Annotated in this window: 28 protein-coding genes, 1 riboswitch and 1 other annotated feature; of the genes, 26 read left to right on the top strand and 2 right to left on the bottom strand. The window is 38.4% G+C overall.

Going from position 1 to position 24714, the window contains the following annotated elements; all coding sequences use genetic code 11:
* Positions 1-2: 2 nt before the first annotated feature.
* The 8 genes from HA044_RS03010 (at position 3) to HA044_RS02975 (ending at position 9436) form a co-directional block, all read left to right on the top strand.
* Positions 3-1250, top strand: a complete 1248-nt coding sequence (locus HA044_RS03010; RefSeq protein WP_187539154.1) for a glycosyltransferase family 4 protein — start codon at positions 3-5, stop codon at positions 1248-1250.
* Positions 1251-1395: 145 nt separating this feature from the next.
* A complete protein-coding gene (cps2T, locus tag HA044_RS03005; protein ID WP_187539152.1) occupies positions 1396-2544 on the top strand; it encodes a beta 1-4 rhamnosyltransferase Cps2T in 1149 nt (382 codons plus the stop codon).
* Positions 2541-3482 (top strand): glycosyltransferase family 2 protein, encoded by a 942-nt coding sequence (locus HA044_RS03000; protein WP_187539150.1) that lies wholly within the window; start codon positions 2541-2543, stop codon positions 3480-3482. Before cps2T ends, HA044_RS03000 begins: the two co-directional genes overlap by 4 nt.
* Positions 3482-4291, top strand: coding sequence for an ABC transporter permease (locus HA044_RS02995; protein WP_023917808.1), 810 nt, complete (start codon positions 3482-3484; stop codon positions 4289-4291). Before HA044_RS03000 ends, HA044_RS02995 begins: the two co-directional genes overlap by 1 nt.
* A complete protein-coding gene (locus HA044_RS02990; protein ID WP_187539148.1) occupies positions 4291-5499 on the top strand; it encodes an ATP-binding cassette domain-containing protein in 1209 nt (402 codons plus the stop codon). The genes HA044_RS02995 and HA044_RS02990 overlap by 1 nt, the downstream gene beginning before the upstream one ends.
* Positions 5492-6361, top strand: coding sequence for a rhamnan synthesis F family protein (locus HA044_RS02985; RefSeq protein ID WP_187539146.1), 870 nt, complete (start codon positions 5492-5494; stop codon positions 6359-6361). Before HA044_RS02990 ends, HA044_RS02985 begins: the two co-directional genes overlap by 8 nt.
* Positions 6361-8856, top strand: coding sequence for an LTA synthase family protein (locus HA044_RS02980; protein ID WP_187539144.1), 2496 nt, complete (start codon positions 6361-6363; stop codon positions 8854-8856). Before HA044_RS02985 ends, HA044_RS02980 begins: the two co-directional genes overlap by 1 nt.
* A gap of 103 nt (positions 8857-8959) precedes the next feature.
* The gene (locus tag HA044_RS02975; RefSeq protein WP_187539142.1) at positions 8960-9436 is read left to right on the top strand and encodes an EbsA family protein; all 477 of its coding nucleotides are present in this window, start codon (positions 8960-8962) and stop codon (positions 9434-9436) included.
* Positions 9437-9445: 9 nt separating this feature from the next.
* Here HA044_RS02975 and HA044_RS02970 read toward each other — a convergent pair whose 3' ends face one another.
* Positions 9446-9643 (bottom strand): ferredoxin, encoded by a 198-nt coding sequence (locus HA044_RS02970; protein WP_187539140.1) that lies wholly within the window; start codon positions 9641-9643, stop codon positions 9446-9448.
* A 45-nt stretch (positions 9644-9688) separates the two neighbouring features.
* On the opposite strand from HA044_RS02970, the gene HA044_RS02965 reads away from it, so the two are divergent.
* From HA044_RS02965 to HA044_RS02885, 17 genes are all read left to right on the top strand, one after another.
* A complete protein-coding gene (locus HA044_RS02965; protein ID WP_187539138.1) occupies positions 9689-10135 on the top strand; it encodes an SAG1386/EF1546 family surface-associated protein in 447 nt (148 codons plus the stop codon).
* Positions 10136-10144: 9 nt separating this feature from the next.
* The gene (gene cmk / locus HA044_RS02960; RefSeq protein WP_187539136.1) at positions 10145-10825 is read left to right on the top strand and encodes a (d)CMP kinase; all 681 of its coding nucleotides are present in this window, start codon (positions 10145-10147) and stop codon (positions 10823-10825) included.
* Positions 10826-10848: 23 nt separating this feature from the next.
* Positions 10849-10977: a sequence feature (ribosomal protein L20 leader region), on the top strand.
* Between the two features lie 15 nt (positions 10978-10992).
* The gene (gene infC / locus HA044_RS02955; RefSeq protein WP_003003721.1) at positions 10993-11523 is read left to right on the top strand and encodes a translation initiation factor IF-3; all 531 of its coding nucleotides are present in this window, start codon (positions 10993-10995) and stop codon (positions 11521-11523) included.
* A 32-nt stretch (positions 11524-11555) separates the two neighbouring features.
* A complete protein-coding gene (rpmI, locus tag HA044_RS02950; protein WP_187539134.1) occupies positions 11556-11756 on the top strand; it encodes a 50S ribosomal protein L35 in 201 nt (66 codons plus the stop codon).
* 49 nt (positions 11757-11805) lie between these two features.
* Entirely contained in the window at positions 11806-12165 is a 360-nt protein-coding gene (rplT, locus tag HA044_RS02945) for a 50S ribosomal protein L20 (protein WP_000124830.1), read from the top strand.
* A gap of 104 nt (positions 12166-12269) precedes the next feature.
* Positions 12270-12737 carry a deaminase gene (locus HA044_RS02940; RefSeq protein ID WP_187539132.1) on the top strand — a complete coding sequence of 156 codons (468 nt, stop codon included), beginning with the start codon at positions 12270-12272 and terminating at the stop codon, positions 12735-12737.
* A gap of 144 nt (positions 12738-12881) precedes the next feature.
* Entirely contained in the window at positions 12882-13322 is a 441-nt protein-coding gene (locus tag HA044_RS02935; protein ID WP_187539130.1) for a hypothetical protein, read from the top strand.
* Positions 13323-13460: 138 nt separating this feature from the next.
* Positions 13461-13892: a hypothetical protein gene (locus HA044_RS02930; protein WP_187539128.1), complete on the top strand. Its 432-nt coding sequence runs from the start codon at positions 13461-13463 to the stop codon at positions 13890-13892.
* Positions 13893-14205: 313 nt separating this feature from the next.
* Complete coding sequence (locus tag HA044_RS02925) at positions 14206-15258, top strand: ABC transporter permease (protein WP_262407529.1); 1053 nt, start codon at positions 14206-14208, stop codon at positions 15256-15258.
* A 413-nt stretch (positions 15259-15671) separates the two neighbouring features.
* Positions 15672-16862, top strand: coding sequence for a methionine adenosyltransferase (metK, locus tag HA044_RS02920; protein ID WP_187539123.1), 1191 nt, complete (start codon positions 15672-15674; stop codon positions 16860-16862).
* Between the two features lie 192 nt (positions 16863-17054).
* Entirely contained in the window at positions 17055-18314 is a 1260-nt protein-coding gene (locus HA044_RS02915; RefSeq protein ID WP_187539121.1) for a UDP-N-acetylglucosamine 1-carboxyvinyltransferase, read from the top strand.
* A gap of 50 nt (positions 18315-18364) precedes the next feature.
* On the top strand, positions 18365-18916 hold the full coding sequence (locus HA044_RS02910) for a GNAT family N-acetyltransferase (protein ID WP_187539119.1): 552 nt from the start codon (positions 18365-18367) through the stop codon (positions 18914-18916).
* Positions 18909-20186 (top strand): CBS-HotDog domain-containing transcription factor SpxR, encoded by a 1278-nt coding sequence (gene spxR / locus HA044_RS02905; protein ID WP_187539117.1) that lies wholly within the window; start codon positions 18909-18911, stop codon positions 20184-20186. The genes HA044_RS02910 and spxR overlap by 8 nt, the downstream gene beginning before the upstream one ends.
* Positions 20187-20206: 20 nt before the next feature.
* On the top strand, positions 20207-21067 hold the full coding sequence (locus HA044_RS02900; protein WP_187539115.1) for a methionyl aminopeptidase: 861 nt from the start codon (positions 20207-20209) through the stop codon (positions 21065-21067).
* A gap of 82 nt (positions 21068-21149) precedes the next feature.
* Positions 21150-22121: a YihY/virulence factor BrkB family protein gene (locus HA044_RS02895; protein WP_187539113.1), complete on the top strand. Its 972-nt coding sequence runs from the start codon at positions 21150-21152 to the stop codon at positions 22119-22121.
* Between the two features lie 99 nt (positions 22122-22220).
* The gene (locus HA044_RS02890; protein WP_187539110.1) at positions 22221-22685 is read left to right on the top strand and encodes a MarR family winged helix-turn-helix transcriptional regulator; all 465 of its coding nucleotides are present in this window, start codon (positions 22221-22223) and stop codon (positions 22683-22685) included.
* On the top strand, positions 22682-23389 hold the full coding sequence (locus tag HA044_RS02885; RefSeq protein ID WP_187539107.1) for a B3/4 domain-containing protein: 708 nt from the start codon (positions 22682-22684) through the stop codon (positions 23387-23389). Before HA044_RS02890 ends, HA044_RS02885 begins: the two co-directional genes overlap by 4 nt.
* A 160-nt stretch (positions 23390-23549) precedes the next feature.
* On the opposite strand, the gene HA044_RS02880 is transcribed toward HA044_RS02885, so the two are convergent.
* Entirely contained in the window at positions 23550-24002 is a 453-nt protein-coding gene (locus tag HA044_RS02880; RefSeq protein ID WP_187539105.1) for a GtrA family protein, read from the bottom strand.
* Positions 24003-24030: 28 nt separating this feature from the next.
* Positions 24031-24137, top strand: a riboswitch (PreQ1 riboswitch).
* On the opposite strand from HA044_RS02880, the gene HA044_RS02875 reads away from it, so the two are divergent.
* Positions 24135-24644, top strand: coding sequence for a QueT transporter family protein (locus HA044_RS02875; protein WP_187539102.1), 510 nt, complete (start codon positions 24135-24137; stop codon positions 24642-24644). (Overlaps the previous riboswitch by 3 nt.)
* Positions 24645-24714: the final 70 nt, after the last annotated feature.

Here is a 24714-nt window from a genome sequence, read left to right as displayed (position 1 = left end):
CTATGAGTAAAACAGTTCTATTTATTTCTCCGACGGGGACTCTGGATAATGGTGCTGAAATTTCAATTGTCAATTTGATGAAATTTCTAGTGGACAGAGGATGTCGTGTCTTAAATGTTTTTCCAGATTATAAAGTCGCTTCTCAGGAAGAGTATCGAACAGCATTACAGAATGCAGGAATTGAAACTTATGGCCTTTCAGCAGTCAAATGGTGGTGGGAAGAAGCACCAGGTGGCTTACCAGGTAATCATTTTATGCGAGTGAACTCTTACAATAAGAATATTAAAGATATTCGAAATATTATTGTAGAGAACAAGGTAGACCTTGTCATCAGTAATACGGTCAATGTTTTTCAGGGTGCACTTGCTGCAGCTTACGAGAATGTCAAACATTTTTGGTTGATTCATGAATTTCCTGAGGGGGAATTTGGTTATTATAAGGAAAAATTGGACTTTATAGATAGCTTCTCGGATGAAATTTTTGCTGTAACAGGGGCTCTGACAGAGAATTTGCAACATTATTTTCCTAAAAGAAAGATTTATTCTTTTGCACCATACACTCATATTGAATCTGTAGAAAGTGTAAAAACTGAATCTAGCTACCAACATCGTATTATTTCTGTTGGCCGTCTGACGGAGAGAAAAAACCAGCTTGAGCTCATAAAAGCTTTTGGTTTACTTGACAAATCTGATATTGATCTCGTTTTTTTAGGTGGCTGGGATGAGGACTATAAACAAATTTGTGATGATTATATCGCAGAACATCAACTGAAGTCAGTTTCCTTTTTAGGACATGTAGATGATCCTTGGTCTATGATTACTGATAAGGATATAGCGGTTTTCCCATCTAGTATGGAGACGTTTGGTCTTGTTTATGTTGAATCTGTTTTAAATGGCATTCCAACAATTTTATCTGATAATGAGGGACACAGGTCTGCCTTTGAATATATGAATGAGCAAGGCCATATGTATCATTTGGGTGAGTTGGATGCATTAACAAGAACAATTTCAGATACTCTTGCTCAATTTAATCAAGAGAAACTTGAAGCAGTACAAGCTGTTCCAAGTTTGAAAGAAAGATATTCTCTTGAGAGAGTTTATTCTACAATTGTTGAGAAGCTTAAGGACAGCAAAATGAATCATAAAAAAGTAAATCCGGCAGATGTAAGTTTTCTAAATAGTAGAAAAGCTTTTAAAAAGTGTGTTCAATCGGCTCTAAAAAAACTATTACGACTGAAAAAACTTAGTTAGAATTTTTAAACTATAAGGGAGTGGTACAGAAAGGAATTTTATTTAAATATTCCTCCCATACCATTCCCTTTTCTGTTTGCATTAGGCAAAAAGCCTAGAAAATGGTATAATTGGATAGATTGTAAATTGTTAGAAAGGGAATCATATGCAACATGTTTTTATTATCGGAAGTCGTGGGCTTCCGGCTCAATATGGCGGTTTTGAAACTTTTGTAGACCAGTTGGTTTCGCGTCAAGTGGCTCCAGATATCCAGTACCATGTTGCTTGCCTTTCTAATGATCAAGCCTATCATCATTTTGACTATAAGGGTGTCGATTGTTTCACGATTCAAGCACCCAAGCTTGGGCCTGCGCGTGTCATCGCCTATGATATGATGGCCATCAACTATGCCTTGAAGGTCATTAAGAAGCAGGGAATTGAACAGCCGATTTTTTATGTTTTGGGCAATACCATTGGGGCCTTTGTAGCACCGTATGCGCGAAAGATCCATAAGATGGGTGGTCAATTCTATATCAATCCAGATGGACTGGAGTGGAAGCGGGCCAAGTGGGCCAAACCGATCCAAGCCTATCTCAAGTATTCTGAAAAGGTTATGACGCGTCATGCCGACTTAGTAATTTCTGATAATCCTGGCATAGAGTCCTATATCAAGGTAGCCTATCCTTGGTCTAAGACGACCTATATTGCTTATGGAACCGACTTAGCTCCGACTAGCCTGACCAGTCAGGATAGGAAGGTTAGAGAACTCTATCAGAAGTGGCAGACACAAGAGAAAAACTATTACTTGATTTTGGGTCGCTTTGTCCCAGAAAATAATTACGAGACCGCTATTAGGGAATTTATGTCCTCTTCCACCAAGCGGGATTTGGTCATCATTTGTAACCATGAAGGCAATCCCTATTTTGCAGATCTTCGAGCACGAACGGGCTTTGATCAGGATCCACGCGTCAAGTTTGTAGGAACAGTCTACGATCAAGACCTGTTGAAGTATATCCGTAAAGAAGCCTTTGCCTATATTCATGGTCATGAAGTAGGTGGAACCAATCCGGGTCTCTTAGAGGCTCTCGCCCAGACGGATCTGAATTTAGTTTTGGGTGTCTCCTTTAACCAAACGGTCGCAAAGGATACAGCTCAATATTGGACAAAAGAAACTGGGAATTTGGCACATTTGATCGACCAGGTCGATCCTTTAAAAGATGTATCTGAATGGGGTCAACGAGCTAAAGCCAATATGAAGCAAAACTTTACATGGGAAAAAATTGTAGGTGAGTACGAGGAATTATTCTTATCATGAAAGTAAATATCTTGTTGTCCACCTATAATGGTGAACAGTATTTAAAAGAGCAGGTCAAAAGCATCCAAGACCAGACTTATCAGGACTGGCAACTCTTGATCCGGGATGATGGATCAAGAGATGGTACGGTAGAGATTATTCAAGAGCTGGTAGCTCAGGATGAGCGTATCCACTTTATCAATCAAGGAGCCATCGAAAATCTTGGTGTCATTAAGAGCTTCCATGCGCTTCTGAAATATGAAAAAGCAGATCTTTATTGCTTCAGTGACCAAGACGATGTCTGGCTTCCTGAAAAGATTGCACTTCAGGTAGCAGAAGCAGCCAAGCATCCTCAGGAAGTGCCTTTGCTAGTCTACACAGATTTAAAAGTGGTTGATGAAAACTTGAATGTGCAACATGAAAGTATGATTCGCACCCAGTCTGATCATGCCAATACAGAACTCGTTCAAGAGCTGACAGAAAATACGGTAACTGGCGGAGTAGCTATGATTAACCAAGCGCTGGCTGAATTATGGACAGGTCAAGAAAAGCATGCCCTCCTTATGCATGATTGGTATTTAGCCATACTAGCAACTGCCTTCGGAAAGCTCATCTATATCGATCAGCCAATGGAATTGTACCGGCAACATAGTAGCAACGTTCTTGGAGCTCGAACCTTAAGAAAACGGGTTAAAAACTGGGTCCGCCCTCATATTTTGTTTGCTAAATATTGGAATCTCATCGAGTCCAGTCAAGAACAAGCAAAAAATTTATTGGATCTGCCAGTCAGTCCCCAAAATAAAGAAATTATTGAAAACTTTGTGACCATCATGAATGTGCCATTTAGACAACGTCTAGCACGGATTCGTAAATATAGTTATCGCAAGAATAGGGCTTTTCACACGTGTGTGTTCACGACCTTGATTTTAACAAAGTTTGCATATAGAGGTAGAAAATAATGTTTGACGTTTTTAGTCAGAAAAATCGAATTTTATTACGAGAGTTAATTAAAACAGACTTTAAATTACGCTATCAGGGGTCAGCGATTGGCTACCTCTGGTCAATTTTGAAACCCTTGATGATGTTTAGTATCATGTATGTGGTATTTGTTCGTTTTTTGAGGTTTGATGATGGAACCCCACATTATGCTGTTGGTCTTCTCTTGTCCATGATTTTTTGGACATTTTTTACAGAGGCAACGAATATGGGGATGTTATCAATTGTTTCAAGAGGAGATTTGCTACGCAAATTAAATTTCCCCAAGCAAACAATTGTTGTTTCCTCAGTTTTGGGAGCCGCAATAAATTTTTCTATTAATCTTTTAGTAGTATTTGTGTTTGCTCTTATAAATAATGTTTCATTTGGTATTCATTCTCTAATAATTATTCCTTTATTTATTGAGATGTTAATCTTAGCTATGGGGTGTGCCTTTATTCTATCGGCCTTATTTGTTAAATATCGTGATATCGGGCCAGTCTGGGAAGTTGTTCTTCAAGCAGGTATGTACGCCAGTCCTATTATTTATTCGATTACCTATCTATTGCAACGAAATCATTTAGCAGTTGCCAAAATGTTGATGATGAATCCAATAGCTCAAATGTTACAAGATATGCGTCATTTTATTATTGATCCAGTCAATCCACGTGGTTGGGATATCTTTGAGAATAAAATGATAGCTTGTATTCCATATTGTATTCCTGTATTTATTTTTGTAATTGGTTTAATTGTATTCAATAAAAATTCGAAACGATTTGCGGAGATTTTATAATGTCAAGTAATGTAGCAGTTAAGGTAGACCATGTAAGTAAATTTTTTAAGTTACCAACAGAGTCAACTCAAAGTTTACGCACAACACTAGTAAACCGTTTTAAAGGAATAAAAGGTTATAAAAAGCAAGAAGTTTTACGTGATATTTCCTTTGAAGTCCAAAAAGGAGATTTTTATGGTATTGTCGGTCGAAATGGTTCTGGGAAATCGACTCTCTTAAAAATTATTTCCGAAATCTATGTGCCGGAAAAAGGTTCCGTTACGATTGATGGGAAGTTGGTATCATTCATCGAGCTTGGTGTCGGTTTTAATCCTGAATTAACTGGTCGTGAAAATGTCTACATGAATGGAGCTATGCTCGGCTTCTCAACGGCTGAAATTGATGCTATGTACGATGACATCGTAGACTTTGCTGAGTTGCATGAATTCATGAACCAAAAACTCAAAAACTATTCATCAGGCATGCAGGTTCGTCTCGCTTTTTCGGTTGCGATCAAGGCCCAAGGTGATATCTTGATTTTGGATGAGGTCCTCGCAGTAGGAGACGAAGCCTTCCAGCGTAAGTGTAACGATTACTTTATGGAGCGTAAAAAGTCAGGAAAAACTACCATTCTTGTCACTCATGATATGAATGCGGTTAAGAAATATTGTAACAAGGCAGTACTAATTGAAAATGGTCTTGTTAAAGTAGTTGGTGATCCTGATGAAGTCGCGAACCAATATAGTTATGATAATGCAGCCAGCCAAACAGTTTCTAATGATGATGTAACAGTAGAGCATGAAGCAGTCACCAATTTAAGTGTAAAACTACTTTCAGATAAGATGACTCAACCTGAGGCTCCAATAGAGTTTGAGATTTCTTATGATGTCAATCGAGACATACAAACCTATATTGCATTTTCACTGACGGAGATTGATCGAGGCCTTTGGATCTATAATGATAATTCCTTGGATGTTATGACTAAGGGATGTGGGAAAAAAAGATTTCGTTACTCATGTAGTTTGTCTTGCCTAAATGATATAAAAGTTAAATTACAGGTTTCTGTAAGAGATAATACTAATACAATGCTGGCATTTGCTAAAGGTGACAATGCCCCCGTGATTTTAATCAATCGGACTGATATTTCAGATAATGATATATCAGCCAAAGACTCTGCTACAGGTTTAGTACAGAGAAACGGTAATTGGGAGACTATTGTCAATGAATAGAATTCTTTTGTATATTCACTACAATAAATCAGACGAACTAAGTGGCCATGTTCTTTACCAATTGGAACAAATAAGACCACTTTTTTCTCGAGTAATTTTCATATCCAACAGTCATTTAGATCAGAATCACATAGAAAAATTGAAAATGATTGGAATATTTGAAATTATTCAAAGAGAAAATATCGGATTTGATTTTGCAGCTTGGCGAGATGGAATGAAATACGTTGGTTTTGATCATTTGGAAAAGTATGATTCTGTGACATTGATGAATGATACATGTATAGGTCCTCTTTGGTCATTGGAACCTTATTTTAGATCATTTGAGTCAACTATCGATTGTGATTTTTGGGGAATGACAAACTTTAAAAAAACGAAGTATTTTCGAGAACATGTGCAAAGTTACTTTGTGTCTTATTCTCAAGCGGTAGTATCATCTAAAGTTTTTCAAAAATTTTGGACGCGTATAAAAAATTTTGAAAATGTTAGACAAGTAATTGATAACTATGAAACCAAATTGACATCTAAACTAAAAAAATCAGGCTTCAATTATAAAGTTGTTTTTAATACTTTGAACGAACAGTCTAAAGGGATGATTCATCCTGATTTTTCTTACTATGAACCTTTTAAAATATTAGAACATCGCGTTCCAGTTTTAAAAGTTAAAGCAATTCAGGCGCATCCTCTTCAAGCTGATCAGTTAAAAAATAAAATAAGAGAAGTTACAGAATTTCCCATTGATATCTTAAATAGTGTCTATTCGTCAATAGAATTTTTTCCTGTTGAAAATGAACAAACAGAAAAATACACTTTATTAAAAAAAGTTCGAAATAAAATTAAAAGAACAATAGGAAGAAAAGGATAATGGATTTGAACAGGATATATCGCTTTTATAATAATTATTTAAGAAACCATATATTAAAAATCACCTCATTCTCCCTTGCTTTTGTGTTGTTAATTTTAAGTGTTATTAATATACAATTTACAGTCAGATCTCACTACCGTCTCCAATCAGTACCTTATTTTAATAGTTCAATGTTATTAATCGGAATTACTTGTATCTATTTAGGTATGCTTTTATCAAAAATTTGGAACAAGAAATTTTTTGTTAAATTTGGAGTAATCTATGGATTGTATTTGTTCTTCTCATATATACTTGATGTTAGTTTAAAGTTGAATGAAAAGCAGTTTACTTTTTTTAAATATTTGCAATACTCTTTTTTAAAAGTAGATTTCATATTTTATATTGTATTAATTTTTCTAGTTGCTTTTGTCTATCATTATCTCATTTCCGTATTTTTCTCATGGTTTGAAAAATATCTAATTCCAATCTCAAATGATAGAGAGAAGTATACATTTATATTTTACGCATTTTCCTTAACAGCTTTTTGTCTTACCGATAGTAAATTTTTTGATGCTGTAATGGAAACTAATTTCATTACTCATTTTCTTAAAAATAATATTTTAAAACTTACGATTCCTAATTTACTAGAGTTAGATATACTTATTTTAATTTTGATTATTTTTGTTTTCTTTATTTCATGTTATATTGTAAAAGGTATAAGTGAGTTAGAGAATAATAAACCGGGAGTGGGCTTAGCCATCTTTTCAAGTGTTGTTTTCTCTATACTATTAAATTATTTTCTTCAATATAGTATTCGAGCAGATTTAATCATAATGGAGAAGTACATTTTTCCAGGGGCAACATTGTTTCAAATTAGTATTTTCTTTGCTATATTTTTGTTGTTGTACTCTATTATCAATGAGTATCTGTTAGCTTCAATTATAAATATATTGCTTATTATTGGAATTTCTATTTCAAGTTATTTAAAATATCAGTTTCGCCAAGAACCATTGTTGCCAAGTGATTTAGGTTGGTTAAAAAATCCAGGATCTCTTTTGGGTTTTGTCGGGGCTAGTTCATATTTATATGTGATAGTGTTACTAGCTTTACTTTCCTTCATTTATTGGTTTTTTAGAGGCATTCTTCTTTACGGAAAAGTATTTAAAACGCAACTAGCAAGGCTTGTGACAGTCTTTTTAATTCTATTTTTCTATATCGGTGTCTATTATTCTTTTAAAAATAGACAAGATGGTAAAATGGATGAAAAAATTCCTGTATTAGCAACCTTAAATAATCGTTATGATATTGCATGGTTTGGAAATACAGTTAATGCACAAATGAAATCAAATAGTTATGTTTGGTTTTCTCAGTTAACATCTGAGCTTATGTATAAACCTGACAAGTACAGTAAATCTTCCATGGAAAAAATTGAAGAAAAATACCGCCTAAAATCAATCGACATAAATAAATCTAGAAATCAATTTATCAGTGAACATACTGTAATTTATGTATTAAGTGAAAGCTTTTCAGATCCATCCAGGATAGAAAAAGTTCAAGTTTCATCAAATCCAGTTAAAAAAATTCAAGAAATAAAGAAAAATACAACCAGTGGATTGATGAAATCTGATGGATACGGTGGAGGAACAGCTAATATGGAATTTCAAACTTTAACAGGATTACCAATGTACAACCTTTCTCCGAGCATTTCCATTCTATATACCCAAGTAGCGCCTAAAATGAAATATTTTCCTTCAATTAGTAATTATTTTAATCCTAGAAATCGGGATGTTATTCACATCGCCAGCCCAAGTAATTATTCAAGAAATGTTATCTATGGAAATTTAAAATTCAATAAATTCATACATTATGGAAACAAAGGGAATAAAGGATATAATGTCGGTGGAAATTATAGTGATGACTCTACCTATCGTTTGATTGAAGAAAATCTTAATAAGAATAGTCAATTTTTCTCTGTAATTACAATACAGAACCACACACCATGGACTGAACAAAATCCTATAGATATGAGTGCAAGTTATCCAGGGTTTTCGGATGGTCAAAACAAATCTTTGTCATCTTATGTGAGAATGCTTTCTCAGACCGACACCGTCACTCAATCCTTCCTTGAAAGTCTTTCTAAAAAGGATAAAAAGATTACAGTAGTCTTCTATGGAGATCATTTGCCAGGTCTCTATCCTGAGTCAGCTTTTAAAAATAACCCTGAGAGTCAGTATCAGACGGATTACTTCATTTGGAGTAATTTTGATGCGCCGAAGTTAGACTATCCTTTGGTCAACTCGAGTGATTTTTCTGCTATGGTCTTTGAACAAACCAACTCGAAAGTCTCTCCTTACTATGCGCTTTTAACAGAAGTGTTGAAGAAGGCAAGTGTAGATAAAAAAGCTTTAGAAGGAGAAGCTCAGGAAATTGCGGATGATTTAAAAATGGTTGAATATGACTTGATTAGTGGCAAAGGCTACCTCTCAAAAGATTTCTTTAAAGTTCCAACCAACTAATTCAATTCAAAGGAGCACGAGCAGTTAAAAATCTTTGTATTTTTAACTGTCTGGCTCCCCTTTTTTTGTTTTTTATGCTAAACTATTAGATGGGGGTACGCTCATGATTAAGATATTTGGAAGGGTCCATTATCATTGGCAGCCGGACTTATCGGTTCTTGTGACTTACTGGTCCATTGCAGTGATTCCAGTCTTTATTGGACTGGCCTTGATGTATGAGAGTTCTAGTGTGCCGACGCTAGTTTTGTTCTCGTTCTTTTTGTTTATGGCCTTACTTGCGATCGGGATTCATCGTTATTTTACCATTTATGATGATGGGATTTTGCGGATTATTACAGCCAATCCTTTTACACCGATCAAGGTGAAGATTGAGTCAATCGAAAAAATCGAAGTGAACAAGAAGTCGATCAAGCTGATTTTTAATAACGGCTCACGCAGTCGGACTTTCTGTATGCGGAAATGGCCTAAAAAATACTTTATCAATGCACTTGCTTTAAATCCCTATTTTAAAGGAGAAGTCGTCTTGACGGACAACTTTATCCATGTGGATTATTACGAGATGTATTATGCGACCAAATAAAAAACTCTCTTAATCTTTTAAGAGAGCATGTGTGGGGCATTCTTTGATGGCCTCAAGAACATCGTCTGTGATAGGAACTTCCTTTTCGAGGAGGTCATCTTCTGTAGCAAATTTAACGATGCCATTGTCATGGTAATCGAATAATTCAGAATAGGTTTGGCAGAGACCGCAAGCGATGCAACGATCTGGAATTAACGTAACTTTCATATTTCTATTGTAATGATTTTTACGAGAAAAAACAAGGAGGAAGTCATGGCAAAAGAACCATGGGAAGAAGATATTTATGATGATGGAGAAGAAACATTGAAACGAACGAGTAAATTGAATGGGATTAAGGCGGATCGTCTATTGACGATTTTAGCAATTATTTTCTTTGTAATAGTAGTAGCAATGGTTTGTTTGCTGATTTTCCTATCTACTGGAGGTAGCAACAAATCCAAACAAATGTCTGGTTTCTACAATGGAGAAACCAAGGTTGAGCAGAAATCCTCTGCGCCTGCTGCTCAAACAGCTAAAGACGATAAATCTAAAGATGAAAAATCATCAGAAGGAACCATTACGGTTCAAGCTGGTGAAGGTGAAGCAGCCATTGCTGCGCGTGCTGGTATTTCCATTGCGCAATTAGAACAGCTCAATCCTTCTCATATGTCTACAGGATCTTGGTATGCCAATCCTGGTGATGAAGTGAAAATTCGGTAGGAGTAGCTCATGAAACAAATTCAAATTGCAATTGATGGGCCTGCTTCAAGTGGGAAGTCTACGGTTGCAAAAATTATTGCCAAGGACTTGGATTACACCTATTTGGATACGGGAGCTATGTATCGAGCAGCGACCTATTTAGCGTTGCAAAACAACTTGTCTGCGGAGCAAGTGGAGGACTTGTTGGCTCTGTTGGATCAGTATCCGATCAGCTTTGGTCGTTCGGAAGAAGGAGAGCAGCTTGTTTTTGTAGCCGATGTGGATATTACCCATCCAATTCGTGATAACCAAGTAACCAATAATGTTTCGTGGGTCGCAGCGCTTGCGCCTATCCGTGAAAAGTTAGTGGCTCTTCAGCAAGAGATTGCAGAGAAGGGTGGAATCGTCATGGACGGTCGCGATATTGGAACAGTTGTCTTGCCAAATGCAGAGTTGAAGATTTTCCTAGTGGCATCTGTAGAAGAACGTGCAGAACGTCGCTTCAAGGAAAACGTTGAGAAGGGCATCACAGCGGATCTTGAATTGTTGAAGAAGGAAATTGCTGAACGGGATTACAAAGATAGCCACCGGGTGGTTTCACCATTGAGACCTGCAGAGGATGCCATCCATTTTGATACGACAGGTGTTGGAATTGCAGATGTAGTGGCCTTTATCGAAGAAAAAGCGAAAAAAATTCTTGACAAAGAATAAAAAACTTGATATCATATAAAAGTTGAGAAAAGCAGAAGTGAGAACTTCTCGCCTTGTGACGCAAGTTGCCTGGCCCCTACGGATCAAGTTTCAGTAATGAAATACATCATGTAGTTCGGGCCTGCTTTGCAGGTCCGTTCTTGTTTTTCTCGAATAATAAAAGAGAGGTGAAAACCATAGCAAAACAAGACTTATTCATCAATGATGAAATTCGTGTACGTGAAGTTCGCTTAATCGGTCTTGAAGGTGAGCAATTGGGGATTAAACCACTTAGCGAAGCGCAAGCACTTGCGGACGACGCTAATGTAGACTTGGTTCTCATTCAACCTCAAGCTAAGCCTCCTGTTGCGAAAATTATGGACTACGGTAAGTTCAAATTTGAGTACCAGAAGAAGCAAAAAGAACAACGCAAAAAACAAAGTGTTGTGACCGTGAAAGAAGTTCGTTTGAGCCCAGTGATTGACAAGGGAGATTTCGATACAAAACTTCGCAATGCTCGCAAGTTCCTTGAAAAAGGAAACAAAGTGAAGGTATCCATTCGCTTTAAGGGTCGTATGATTACCCACAAAGAGATTGGTGCTAAAGTTTTAGCCGACTTCGCTGAAGCGACACAAGATGTGGCGATCATCGAACAACGAGCTAAGATGGATGGACGTCAAATGTTCATGCAATTGGCGCCAGCAACTGATAAGAAATAATCTATCAGAAAGTTAAAAAAGGAGAAAATATCATGCCAAAACAAAAAACACACCGCGCATCAGCTAAACGTTTCAAACGTACAGGTTCTGGTGGACTTAAACGTTTCCGTGCTTACACTTCTCACCGTTTCCACGGAAAAACTAAGAAACAACGTCGTCATCTTCGTAAAGCATCTATGGTGCATGGAGGAGATTTCAAACGTATCAAAGCAATGCTTACTCGCTTGAAATAATTGCGTATTCGTAAGTAAAGAATTCTAGGAAATATTGGAGGAAATATAAATGGCACGTGTTAAAGGTGGCGTTGTCTCACGCAAACGTCGTAAACGTATTCTTAAATTAGCTAAAGGTTACTATGGAGCTAAACATATCTTGTTCCGTACTGCAAAAGAACAAGTAATGAACTCTTACTACTATGCATACCGTGACCGTCGTCAAAAGAAACGTGACTTCCGTAAATTGTGGATCACACGTATCAATGCGGCAGCTCGTTTGAACGGACTTTCATACTCACAATTGATGCATGGTTTGAAATTGGCTGAGATCGAAGTAAACCGTAAAATGCTTGCTGACTTGGCTGTTAACGATGCAGCAGCTTTCACAGCTCTTGCAGATGCAGCGAAAGCAAAACTTGGTAAATAATGTTTATAAGACTGGGAAGATTTTCTCAGTCTTTTTTTCTTGCTGATTTCATGCTATAATGAAATCAATGATAGCAGAATTCATATTAGATGGAGGACCGAAAGGTGACACAGAATCGACTAGCATGGGATGAGTATTTTGCGGCACAGGCCTTACTGATTTCCAATCGGGCAACCTGTAATCGGGCGAAAGTAGGGGCTGTTCTGGTTAAGGATAACAAGGTCATTGCAACAGGTTATAATGGATCTGTTTCTGGGACGGATCATTGCTTAGAGGATGGTTGTTTGATGGTCGAGGGACACTGTGTCCGAACCATTCATGCAGAAGTCAATGCGATATTGCAGGGAGCTGAAAGAGGAATTCCCAAAGGTTTCACAGCTTATGTCACGCATTTTCCTTGTCTCAATTGTACTAAGCAATTGCTTCAAGTCGGTTGCAAGCGGGTGGTATACATCCATCAATACCGCATCGATGAATATGCTGAGTACCTCTACCGTGAAAAAGAAGTGGAGCTGGTCAATCTACCGATTGAAGAGGTAAAACGAGCCATTGCAGAGGCAGATTTTATTTAAGGAAGCTTTCCCGTCTATTTCATTACATGTCAGAAATCTAATTGGAAATCCGTCCAAATCAATTTTTAAGAAATAGCATTGCATAGATGAAATCATGTATAATGGTGTTAAAAGAAAATATAAAAAAGAAAGGTAGGGAAAGCTATGCCAGACCAAGAGAAATATTTTGAAGAAAATAAAGAACATAGTAGGATGGGTGAAGATGGTTTTAATGCTGCATCTATTCAGAATCATCCAACAAAAATCGGATTTACATCCATTCTTCTTTCAGCGGCCTTTTACTTATCCATTATCTATCTTGTATTGTTTGTCTCTTACTTTGCACTTTCGGGTAGCGCTTGGGGATTTGTCGTTTTGATTTTCCTTGGTCCAAACTTATTCAGTCTTGCGATTGGAGCCTTTTTACTTCGACTCGGGATGAAGAAGGGGAATAAAAGCCTTCTCCATGCGAGTATTGGGCTCTATCTGCTGTCTATTGTCTTAGCTTTTGATCCAGACTGGGAAATATTTCGAATTGCTCCCTTATGTTTAGGTATTTTGGATTTAATTGGAACACTCCTTGTTAAAGAAGAGAAAAGCTATTAATGAAAAGATAGGTATGGCCCACTTTACTCAATAAAAAGTATTCAGATAGATCAAAGCGATAGTTAAATCAATTCTTCCTGTCTATCTTTAAAGTGCTATTATTTGATAGGATAACTAAGAACTTTAGGAAGAAATGAAATGTCAGATCAACCAAAACATTCTGCAGTAAAAAAAGAGAAAGAGGAAAGGATTACAGATGAAGTTCGTTCACCTGTTGGTGAATTTGATTCAGAAAAGAGAATTGGGAAATCTGGAATACTTGCTTTTGCCTCGGTCCTAGCCATTGCTTATATCGTTTTGCTTTTATTAGGTCTCTTTTCACTAGGATCATGGGTTGGTGGTTTTTTGTACTTTTTGGGAATCCATATGATTAGCTTTGTGATTGCAACTATCCTGCTTTGGAATGGAAATGTGAACGGCAATAAAGCAACTCTTTATATAGCAGCAGCTATTTATGTTTTTTCATTTATTGCTGCGGGTGATCCTTCTTGGGTGATTAATCATATTCCACCGTTTGTGGTAGGAGTGCTGGTATTGATTGGAACTATATTGTTAAAAAATGAAGAGTGATGATAGGAGGTAGGGTGATAAATCCTATCTTTTAATTCCTGAGAGCGAGAAAACGATTACAAACTATGTTATAATTTAAATAAATGAATAGTTAAATACTTTTTTAGAAAGTGGAGGATAATCTATGTCTAGAAAAAAATGGTATTGTATACTGCTAATTCTTGAAGCAATTCTTTATCTTGTTTCTTATGGTAGTAGTCTAGTAGTGAGCTATAGTTCCCAAAATTTAAATGAAAACACATCACTGTTCACTGTCTCTAGTATTTTTTCTATTTGGAATGGAATGATTATTTGCTGGGTAATTTGGAGAATCATGAAGCAACGTTTAAATGTTGAAGGATTGATAGCTGTTCTTCTCCTCTCAATTACTCAACTACTTATGTTTTTTTTACCACCTTTTTCCCCAAAAAATCTGATGGACATTTCCTTTATGCTAAATATCATTTGTTTAATATGGATTTGTATGCTTATAAAGAATATAGAAATGCGGGAGCTTTTAAACAATTGGAAAAGTAAAGATGGTTGGAAATCATCGATAGCTTATTTAGCACTATTTGTTGCCTCTACAAATATTTCTCTACTATTTTCTCCACTATTTATATTGATTGGTATGGATAGAACGAGTAGTGACATTTACGCTTCTACACTGCAATACACTGTAATGGAGTTAATGTTTCTACTTCTGATTAATGTTATGATCACAAGTACAAGTGATAAACTTCAGAAAGTATTTTCTCTTTTGATAGTTTTATCTTCTCTTGTTGAGATAGGTGTAGTATACTCTTTCATCTCTCGTATAAGCTTTTACGGTCTCTTTTATCTTCTCTTATCGATTTATATTGTTTGTCGTGTTTTTGGTTTGTTTGAGAAAGTTGCAGATAGCTGGGAGTCCAAGGTGAAAGTACAAGATCTATCATCTTTTGAAACTAAACCAGAGATGGAATACCCTCAAGTAGAAGGAGAGATAGATGTAAACGATCAGTTGAATGCTGAGATACGATCAAACAATGATAAAGAAAATTCGCCAAAAAGAATTATTCTTCAGTCGTCTTGGTTATGGAGCGCCCTTATAATAGCAGTCTGTCACCTTGGTATTATAATTTTTCCTTTATTTTTAGGAAACCCCATGTATCTATTGATCTTATATATTGGTGCCATCCATTATATTTGTTTTATGATTGCGACTATATTACTTTTCATAGGTATGAGAAAAGGAAGTAAAGGACTCCTAAATGCGGCAGCTATCTTATTTGTTATTTCCATTATAGGTACGCCAGATACTTATTGGATAGTTCCAAATAGTTTATCCTTTATTCTGGGAGTTTTAGTATTTATTGGAACTATATTATTTAAAAATGGAGACTGATCAAAGTAGATAGGGTTGAAAATTTTTAAAGATATATTATCATTTAGGTAGGTGGTAGGTTTTCGAGTACCCATTGGTACGCGGACACCTACCATTTTTGAAGATAAAAAAGTACCGTGTGAGGGTGCTAGATCTTGCCTGCTGAACTCGTAAATGATTGATCCTTTTAGGGTCAATTTTTTTTTGTGAACTTTTTTAAGAACTTTTTAGGAACTTTGAGAACAATTTAAGTAGGTATAATTGAATAGTGGATAGCCCGAAAAAGCTGATTTAATGGGCTTTTTTGAAAATGATTTTCCATATTATTGGTAATGTGTTATAATGAAGTGTTATATGGTCCCGATAAGGTGGTAGAAATCTTCTACCAGTGCTTTGTAACTCTATAACAAATATTTTTAAGGGGGGACATTTTTATGTCAGAACGTAAATTATTCACGTCTGAATCTGTATCTGAGGGGCATCCAGATAAGATTGCAGACCAAATTTCAGATGCTATCTTGGATGCTATTTTAGAGCAAGATCCAGAAGCACACGTTGCGGCCGAAACAGCTGTTTATACAGGTTCAGTCCATGTTTTTGGTGAAATTTCAACAAATGCTTATGTCGATATTAACCGTGTGGTTCGTAACACCATTGCAGAAATCGGTTATACCAATACAGAGTATGGTTTTTCTGCGGAGACTGTAGGAGTACACCCATCTTTGGTGGAACAATCTCCTGATATTGCTCAAGGGGTTAATGAATCCTTGGAAGTGCGTGGAAATGCAGACCAAGATCCACTTGACTTGATTGGTGCTGGTGACCAGGGTCTCATGTTTGGTTTTGCGGTGGATGAGACAGAAGAACTCATGCCATTGCCAATATCACTCAGCCATAAGTTGGTTCGTCGTTTGGCAGAGCTTCGTAAGTCTGGTGAAATTAGCTACCTTCGTCCAGATGCCAAATCGCAAGTTACTGTTGAATATGATGAAAATGACCAGCCAGTGCGCGTGGATACAGTTGTTATTTCAACCCAACATGATCCAGAAGTCAGCAATGAACAAATCCATGAGGATGTGATTAACAAGGTCATTAAAGAAGTGATTCCGGCTTCATACCTAGATGATGAGACAAAATTCTTTATCAATCCAACAGGTCGCTTCGTTATCGGTGGGCCTCAAGGGGACTCAGGTTTGACAGGTCGTAAGATCATCGTGGATACCTATGGTGGTTACTCACGTCACGGTGGAGGCGCCTTCTCTGGTAAAGATGCGACTAAGGTGGACCGTTCAGCTTCTTATGCAGCTCGTTACATTGCTAAAAACATCGTGGCGGCAGGTCTTGCTAAGAAGGCAGAAGTGCAATTGGCTTATGCGATCGGTGTTGCACAACCTGTATCTGTTCGTATCGATACCTTCGGTACTGGAACAGTCGCTGAGAGCAAATTAGAAGCAGCGGCGCGTCAAATTTTTGACCTTCGTCCTGCAGGAATCATCCAAATGCTGGACCTCAAACGTCCGATTTACCGTCAAACAGCGGCTTATGGACACATGGGACGGACAGATATCGACCTTCCATGGGAACATTTAGACAAGGTTGAAGCCTTGAAAGAAGCAGTGAAATAATCGATTTTGAACAGAAAGTTAGGCTCGACAAGAATCCTAGCTTTTTTTCGTATTGAAAATTCCTACAGATGGAAAAATAGGGCGATCTGTGGTATAATAGATGCAGTATTTTGAATACGTTGTCCCTTTTATTTCCGTTGAAAAAACGATAGTAAAAGGAAAAAGACTTGAAAGAGCTAATATATTATTAAAATGAAAAAAATTGTAATAAATGGTGGTCACCCTCTAAAAGGAGAGGTGACCATTAGTGGTGCAAAAAACAGCGTAGTAGCCTTGATTCCGGCGACCATTCTGGCAGACGATATCGTGACCCTTGATGGGGTGCCAGATATTTCAGATGTTGAGAGTTTAATTGACATCATGAACATTATGGGGGCTAAGATCGATCGTAAGGAAGACAGCTTGATCATTGATCCGCGTGGTGTCAAAGATATGCCGATGCCTTTTGGAAAGATCAATAGTCTGCGAGCATCCTATTATTTCTATGGTAGTTTATTAGGACGTTATGGCCAAGCGACTGTTGGATTGCCTGGAGGATGTGATCTTGGGCCTCGTCCGATTGACTTGCATTTGAAAGCTTTTGAAGCCATGGGGGCTGCCATGACGCAGGATGGCTCAAGTATGAGGCTCGCAACAGATGGTAAGCCACTAAAGGGTGCCAATATCTTTATGGATACCGTAAGCGTTGGTGCAACGATCAATACGATTTTGGCAGCGGTCAAGGCTGAAGGGCGGACGGTGATCGAAAATGCTGCTCGGGAACCTGAGATTATCGATGTGGTGACCTTACTGAACAATATGGGAGCCCACATTCGGGGAGCAGGAACGGATATCATTATTATTGATGGTGTTCCACAATTGCACGGAACCAGACATCAGGTGATTCCGGATCGCATCGAAGCTGGGACCTATATTGCGCTTGCAGCTGCTATTGGGGAAGGTATCCAGATCAATAATGTCTTGTATGAGCATTTAGAGAGCTATATTGCCAAGTTAGAGGAAATGGGTGTGCGCATGACCATTTCTGAAGATAGCATCTTTGTAGAAAAGCAAACAGGCTTGAAGGCGATCCAGATCAAGACTTCCCCTTATCCTGGTTTTGCGACGGATTTGCAACAACCCATTACTCCCTTGCTCTTGACAGCGAGAGGTCGTGGGCGAATTGTGGATACGATTTATGAAAAACGGGTAAATCATGTTCCGGAATTAGCCAAGATGGGGGCTACAATTTCGACATTGAACAACCATATTATCTATGAGGGTCCGAATCAACTAACAGGATCAAGTGTAAAAGCAACAGATCTTCGTGCAGGGGCTGCCTTGGTGATTGCTGGGCTTATGGCCTCTGGTAGAACTGAAATTACCAATGTTGAGTATATTCTTCGGGGCTATTCAGATATCATAAGTAAATTGACGCAGCTTGGAGCAGAGATTCAGTTGGTTGAAGACTGATGTTGCTTGTGCATCTTACTTTAGCTGTGAAAAAGTAATTGGAGTAGACGATGAATATTTGGACGCAGTTAGCTGCCAATTCACTAATTGAGACAGAGAGGCTGTATTTACGACCTTTTCTCTTTGAAGATGCGGGCGATTTTTATCAGATTGCTTCAAATCCGGAAAATCTTGAATTTATCTTTCCTGTACAGGCCGATTTGGCAGAAACCCAGTATGTACTGGCCAATTATTTCATGAAAAATCCTTTAGGGGTCTGGGCTATCTGCGATAAGAAAACCAAGCAAATGATTGGTTCCATCAAGTTTGAAAAGTTGGATGAAATTAAGGGTGAAGCTGAGTTGGGTTACTTTCTGCGCAAGGATTTCTGGGGAATAGGATTGATGACCGAGGTCGTCAAAAAATTGGTCGCAGTGTCTTTTGAAACATTTCAACTAAAAGAGATCAAAATTGTCACCCATGTCGAAAATACAGCTAGCCAAAAGGTTGCTTTAAAAGCAGGTTTTCGTCTTTTCCGTCAGTTTAAAGGAAGTGACCGTTATACGCGTAAAATGCGCGATTATTATGATTTCCGCCTAAGTAGAGGGGACTTCTATGAGTAAACACCAAGAGATTTTAGATTATCTCGAAAAATTGCCGATCGGGAAACGGGTCAGTGTCCGCAGCATTTCAAATTTTTTGAATGTTAGTGATGGTACGGCTTATCGGGCCATCAAAGAAGCTGAAAATCAGGGGATTGTGGAGACACGTCCTAGAAGTGGGACCATCCGTGTCAAATCACAAAAGGCTGTCTTAGAACATTTGACCTATCGAGAAATTCAAGAAATCACAGGCTCTGAGATTTTAGCTGGTGATCAAGGACTTGAAAAGGAATTTAATAAATTTTACATCGGTGCCATGACGGAAGAACATGTCTTGGACTACGTCTCTGAAGGTGGACTGTTGATTGTTGGAGATCGTACCAATATTCAACGTCTTGCCTTAAAACATGATAATGCTGTTTTGGTGACGGGTGGCTTTGAGGTTGATGAAGATGTGATTCGCTTAGCGAATCAAGTTCAGATCCCTGTCATTCGGACAAGCCACGATACCTATACTGTCGCTACCATGATCAACAAAGCCTTGTCCAATATGCAGATCAAGACGGATATCTTGACGGTCGAGCAGGTTTATCGTCCGATGCATGAGTATGGTTATCTCTCTGAGACAGATACGGTCCGGGACTATCTGGATTTGGTCCGAAAAAATCGCTTTAGTCGCTTTCCGGTTGTCAATCAACACCAGATGGTAGTAGGAGTTGTAACCATGCGAGATGCGGGTGATAAGGCTCCTCAGACCACTCTTGACAAGGTAATGTCGCGAACCATCTTTACTACCAATCTTTCTACCAGTATTGCGACGATTAGCCAGCGCATGATTGCTGAAGATTATGAGATGATTCCTGTGATTCGCACCAACCAGACCTTACTTGGTGTCATCACGCGACGGGATGTCATGGATCGAATTAGTAAGGTTCAATTTTCGAGCCTACCAACCTTTAGTGAGCAGATTGGCCAGAAGATTCAAGCAGATAATGATCATTACCAAATCACGGTAGAACCGAGTATGCTGGAAAAAAGCGGAGTTTTAGCCAATGGGGTCATGATTGAAGTCTTGATGAAGATTGTTCGCAAGATCATGCAACATAGTGGGCGTAGCCTGATCGTCGAACAGTTGATCATCAATTTTTTACAGGCTGTGCAGGTGGATGATGTGATCCGCATTGAACCACAGCTTGTTCGGCGAACCAGACGTTCGGCCTTAGTAGATTTCAGCCTCTATTTGGATCTCCAACTGATAGCCAAAGCAACCATTACCATTAAGATTAATTAAGTAAAAGAAATGAGAAAGCAATGATTACATTAAAATCACAACGTGAAATTGAAGCCATGGATCGGGCAGGAGATTTTCTTGCTAGCATCCATATTGGATTGCGGGATTTGATCAAGCCAGGCCTTGACTTGTGGGAAGTAGAAGAATATGTTCGTCGTCGCTGTAAAGAAGCCAATGTCTTGCCGCTTCAGATCGGTGTAGAAGGCAGTTTGATGGATTACCCCTATGCGACTTGTTGTGGACTAAATGATGAGGTGGCTCACGCTTTTCCGCGTCATGTCATCCTAAAAGATGGCGATCTCCTCAAGGTGGATATGGTCTTGTCTGAACCGCTAGATAAATCTGTTTTAGATGTTTCAAAATTGGATTTCGATAATGTAGCCCAAGTCAAGAAATATACAGAGTCTTACACTGGCGGATTAGCAGATTCTTGTTGGGCTTATGCTGTCGGCAATGTTTCTCAAGAGGTTAAAGACTTGATGGATGTGACCAAAGAATGTCTGTATCGAGGTATTGAGAAAGCCGTTGTTGGCAATCGGTTGGGAGATATTGGTGCTGCGATTCAAGAATATGCAGAAAGCAAAGGTTACGGAGTTGTGCGTGATTTGGTTGGACACGGTGTCGGTCCAACCATGCACGAAGAACCGATGGTACCGCATTATGGACATGCAGGGCGTGGCCTTCGTTTGCGTGAAGGCATGGTCTTGACCATTGAACCAATGATTAACACCGGTACTTGGGAGATTGATACAGATATGGAAACTGGCTGGGCACACAAGACCCTCGATGGAGGGCTTTCTTGCCAATACGAGCACCAGTTTGTCATTACAAAAGATGGTCCGGTGATCTTGACCAGTCAAGGTGAAGAAGGGACATACTAGAAGATAGAGGGGAAAGAATGGAGCTGAAGACAATCGTTTGGTTTCGCTCTTTGCTCTTTTTTGGTAAATAGGGAGGTGAAGGATGAAAAAGGTCCTACAAAAAGTGTTTGATCAGCCGTTCATCAAAGGCTTTGTGCGATTTTATCAGAGTGCAGAATCTGATATTACCAGTATCGCTGTGGCCTATTATTTGCTGATCTCCATTTTCCCTTTAATGCTGATTGCAGCGAATATTCTACCCTATTTTAGAATCCGGCCAACTCAGATTCTTTTGAGCTTAGAACAAGTGCTTCCAGAAACTCTGTATCGGACCGTGGCTCAGATGATTTCCAATATTTTAACAAAGCCCTCGACTGGTTTATTGAGTTTCTCCATTATTTCGGCTTTGTGGATCTTTTCTCAGAGTATTGCTTACCTTCAAAGGGCCTACAACAAGAGTTATGGGGTTGAAAAAGAGCGTGGGATCATCTGGGGACGTATCTTTAGCTTTCTGATTAGCTTTGCTTTACAGGGGTTATTTGGTCTTTCCTTGATCCTTTCCATGTTTGGAAAAATGATTGTCCGCTATCTCTATCATACGTTTTCCTTTGACCGGACTATTTATGTCCGCCTCTTGAATTTAACAGAGCCGATGATTTACCTTTTGCTCTTTTTGAGCTTGGTTTTGCTTTACTACACCCTTCCAAATGTTAAAATTCCTAGATTTAGATATGTTCTACCGGGAGCTAGCTTTGTAGTGGTTGTCCTGTATGCAATTCTGAATATCTTCTGGAAATATGTCGACCACTATGTGAGCCATTTCTTAGATGCGCGATTCTTCGGTTCGGTCGTTCTTGCCATTATTATGTTCTGGTTTATCTTGGTAGCAAAAATTATGATTATTGGCTGTATTTTAAATGCCAGTATTCAGTTCGCAAGAGAATCCAAATTTGAAACACGCAATGGTAGGATTGTTTCTAAGTTGCAATCAGAAGAAGTAGGCTTCCAACACCAGAAAATAAGCAAGAAACTCAAAGGACGGTTACGCTTTAAAAGAAGAAGCAAAGATGAATAAAGGAAATCAGATTAGAGTCTGGTTTCTTTTTTTGTTTGATTTTTGTTGTATTTGCAACAAAAATGTGTTAAAGTATTGCTAATAGGAAAGGAGGAGTGGATGAATATTTTACGTGAGATTGGGATCATTGCACGTGCGCTGGATTCTATTGCAAATATCGAGTTTCGTGATTTGAATTTGGCGCGTGGTCAATATCTTTATCTGGTGCGAATAGCGGAACAACCTGGAATTATTCAGGAAGAACTTTCAGAACTCTTAAAGGTAGACCGATCTACTGTCGCTAGGTCCGTAAAAAAATTAGAAGAAAGAGGCTTGATTCAGCAACGCCCCATGGGGGAAAACCTCAAAACAAAGGAATGGGCTTTAACTGAGAAAGGTCAACAGCTATACCCCTTCATTTTAGGGGAGCATCTTTACTCCGAAAAAACCGCCTTGAAGGGGTTTTCAAAAAAAGAAGTTGCTCAGTTAGAGGAGTATCTAGTCCGAGTGCGTGAGAATATTACCTTGGATTGGGAACTGGTTAAAAAAGGTCAAAAAAGAAATTATGGTGAGGTAAGCCAATGAAAGTTACAGTCGATCAAGCATTTTGGGATTTATTTCCAACAGCAACTATTACGGTCATGTCTTTATATGGCATTGATAATACAGTAGATGAAGCCAAGGATCCTTATTTTAAAGAGTTGTTAGACAAGGGAGCTAAGCGGGCTTGGGAATTTATCGATGAAGAAAACTATACTCAGAGTGAATTCGTCCAAGAATGGCGTCAGGCCTTTACTAAATTTAAAACAAAAAAAGGAGCCAGATCTTCGATCGAGGCACTCCTAAAACGTGTGTTCCAAGGGCGTGAATTTTATCCTATTAATCCTTTGGTTGATTTATACAATAGTGTGTCTATGTCTTATGCCTTACCTTGTGGGGGAGAAGATATGAGTAAATTAGTAGGAGGCCTTTCTCTGGGACAAGCAAAAGGTGGTGAACCTTTCTTTCCACTGGGCGCTGAAGAAGATGCTCCAGCTTTGGAAGGGGAAATCATTTATTATGACCAAGAAGGAGCCGTTTGTCGTTGTTTGAATTGGCGAGAAGCCCAAAGAACCATGCTAACAGAAGATACCAAGGATGCTATTTTAGTTATTGAAGCCATCAATGATGAGCAAGCTAAACGAGCTCAAACTGCCATGCAGGAATTGAAAGATTTGGCTAAGGAATATTTTGGAGTTGAAGGGACTATCTACCAATTAAATGCTCAACAAGCAAGTTTAGAAGTATAGAAGAAAAGAGAGTGAGACAGAAATCGGTCATTCGTTAGAATTCGATTTCGTCGTCCCACCTCCGCACAGTTGAGTAGGGCTGTAAAAGCTGATGAAATCAGCGTAGTAGAGCCCACTCAACCACTGCGTCTTACTCGACAATCCAAAAACAATTGAGAGGCTAGGACTTTTGTCCCGGCCTCTTGTTTTTAAAGACAAAGAGTTTACTAAAGACATAATTAAGGACCACAATGGCAACTTGTGCAAAGAGGGTTTCGATTAGATTGATCTGACTCTTGTTATTGTGAACAAATTGTCCAATAATTCCCGGGAATTGTTTAACAAAAATTTCTGTCAAGGCCATATCGAGGATAAAGGTACCAGAGCGAGCAATCGTAAAGCGGATTAAGCGCTGAAGCCAGCCTTTTCTTTCTTGCTTAAAGACAATGGTGTCATTGGTCGCAAAAGCAAAGAGAATCCCAGCAATGTTTCCGATCGCAGTTGCCAATCGTTCATCAGTGGTGACATGGTAGATGAAAAGTCGGGTACCAACAGAAACAAGGGTCGTTGCCACTCCAAAAAAGAGATAGGATAGGACTTCGTTATCAAAAAATTTTTTTAGCAGTATTTTCATAAATTCAGTCTACCATAAAATGTAAAAATATGCTATACTTGAAAGGTTGAAGAAGTTCAGACTTCAACCCTTGGTGCTTAAGATCCTTTCGCCAAGCATATTATACGCGGTAAAACCGCTAAAGGAGAATAAATGAAACATTTTACGACTCGTGATATGGCACAAATTGCTATTGTTGCTGCGATTTATATCGTATTAACCATCACCCCACCACTCAATGCTATGGCCTACTATGGGTATCAATTCCGTGTTTCGGAAATGATGAATTTCTTAGCCTTCTACAATAGGAAATACTTAATTGCGGTGACTATTGGCTGTATGATCGCTAACTTATATAGTTTTGGATGGATCGATGTCTTTGTTGGTGGAGGTTCTACCTTTGTCTTCTTAGGACTCGGGATTCTTTTATTTAACCGTTTCAAAGATAAATTCCTGTTTAGTGGAGTGATTCGACTAGATCATTTCTTATTTGCCATTTTCTTTTCGATTTCCATGTTTACCATTGCGCTGGAGCTTTATTACCTTCAAGGCCAACCATTCTTCTATAACTGGTTGACGATGGGGCTAGGGGAATTTGCTTCCTTGATGTTTGGAGCGATCATCATTAATAAACTGTCGAATTACATCGATTTTACAAAATAATCTTGAGAGTGGGACAGAAATCGGTCATTCCTTAGAATTCGATTTCGTCGTCGCAACTCTGCACAGTTGA

The sequence above is a fragment of the Streptococcus sp. IMAU 99161 genome, from assembly GCF_014435245.1.
Classification (GTDB): Bacteria; Bacillota; Bacilli; order Lactobacillales; family Streptococcaceae; genus Streptococcus; species Streptococcus lactarius.
Note: the sequence above shows the minus strand (reverse complement) of the source record. Positions and strands in the feature narration are given on the sequence as shown.

Bases quoted from the DNA above. Each gene is read 5' to 3' on its own strand.
- HA044_RS02975 (WP_187539142.1), top strand. From the start codon at position 8,960: ATGATTAAGATATTTGGAAGGGTCCATTATCATTGGCAGCCGGACTTA.
- HA044_RS02935 (WP_187539130.1), top strand. From the start codon at position 12,882: ATGCCAGACCAAGAGAAATATTTTGAAGAAAATAAAGAACATAGTAGG.
- HA044_RS03010 (WP_187539154.1), top strand. From the start codon at position 3: ATGAGTAAAACAGTTCTATTTATTTCTCCGACGGGGACTCTGGATAAT.
- HA044_RS02895 (WP_187539113.1), top strand. From the start codon at position 21,150: ATGAAAAAGGTCCTACAAAAAGTGTTTGATCAGCCGTTCATCAAAGGC.
- metK (WP_187539123.1), top strand. From the start codon at position 15,672: ATGTCAGAACGTAAATTATTCACGTCTGAATCTGTATCTGAGGGGCAT.
- HA044_RS02925 (WP_262407529.1), top strand. From the start codon at position 14,206: ATGAAGCAACGTTTAAATGTTGAAGGATTGATAGCTGTTCTTCTCCTC.
- rpmI (WP_187539134.1), top strand. From the start codon at position 11,556: ATGCCAAAACAAAAAACACACCGCGCATCAGCTAAACGTTTCAAACGT.
- HA044_RS02990 (WP_187539148.1), top strand. From the start codon at position 4,291: ATGTCAAGTAATGTAGCAGTTAAGGTAGACCATGTAAGTAAATTTTTT.
- HA044_RS02965 (WP_187539138.1), top strand. From the start codon at position 9,689: ATGGCAAAAGAACCATGGGAAGAAGATATTTATGATGATGGAGAAGAA.
- HA044_RS02970 (WP_187539140.1), bottom strand. From the start codon at position 9,643: ATGAAAGTTACGTTAATTCCAGATCGTTGCATCGCTTGCGGTCTCTGC.
- HA044_RS02900 (WP_187539115.1), top strand. From the start codon at position 20,207: ATGATTACATTAAAATCACAACGTGAAATTGAAGCCATGGATCGGGCA.
- spxR (WP_187539117.1), top strand. From the start codon at position 18,909: ATGAGTAAACACCAAGAGATTTTAGATTATCTCGAAAAATTGCCGATC.
- HA044_RS02980 (WP_187539144.1), top strand. From the start codon at position 6,361: ATGGATTTGAACAGGATATATCGCTTTTATAATAATTATTTAAGAAAC.
- HA044_RS03000 (WP_187539150.1), top strand. From the start codon at position 2,541: ATGAAAGTAAATATCTTGTTGTCCACCTATAATGGTGAACAGTATTTA.
- cps2T (WP_187539152.1), top strand. From the start codon at position 1,396: ATGCAACATGTTTTTATTATCGGAAGTCGTGGGCTTCCGGCTCAATAT.
- HA044_RS02890 (WP_187539110.1), top strand. From the start codon at position 22,221: ATGAATATTTTACGTGAGATTGGGATCATTGCACGTGCGCTGGATTCT.
- HA044_RS02910 (WP_187539119.1), top strand. From the start codon at position 18,365: ATGAATATTTGGACGCAGTTAGCTGCCAATTCACTAATTGAGACAGAG.
- cmk (WP_187539136.1), top strand. From the start codon at position 10,145: ATGAAACAAATTCAAATTGCAATTGATGGGCCTGCTTCAAGTGGGAAG.
- HA044_RS02885 (WP_187539107.1), top strand. From the start codon at position 22,682: ATGAAAGTTACAGTCGATCAAGCATTTTGGGATTTATTTCCAACAGCA.
- HA044_RS02875 (WP_187539102.1), top strand. From the start codon at position 24,135: ATGAAACATTTTACGACTCGTGATATGGCACAAATTGCTATTGTTGCT.
- HA044_RS02915 (WP_187539121.1), top strand. From the start codon at position 17,055: ATGAAAAAAATTGTAATAAATGGTGGTCACCCTCTAAAAGGAGAGGTG.
- HA044_RS02880 (WP_187539105.1), bottom strand. From the start codon at position 24,002: ATGAAAATACTGCTAAAAAAATTTTTTGATAACGAAGTCCTATCCTAT.
- HA044_RS02930 (WP_187539128.1), top strand. From the start codon at position 13,461: ATGTCAGATCAACCAAAACATTCTGCAGTAAAAAAAGAGAAAGAGGAA.
- HA044_RS02995 (WP_023917808.1), top strand. From the start codon at position 3,482: ATGTTTGACGTTTTTAGTCAGAAAAATCGAATTTTATTACGAGAGTTA.
- rplT (WP_000124830.1), top strand. From the start codon at position 11,806: ATGGCACGTGTTAAAGGTGGCGTTGTCTCACGCAAACGTCGTAAACGT.
- HA044_RS02985 (WP_187539146.1), top strand. From the start codon at position 5,492: ATGAATAGAATTCTTTTGTATATTCACTACAATAAATCAGACGAACTA.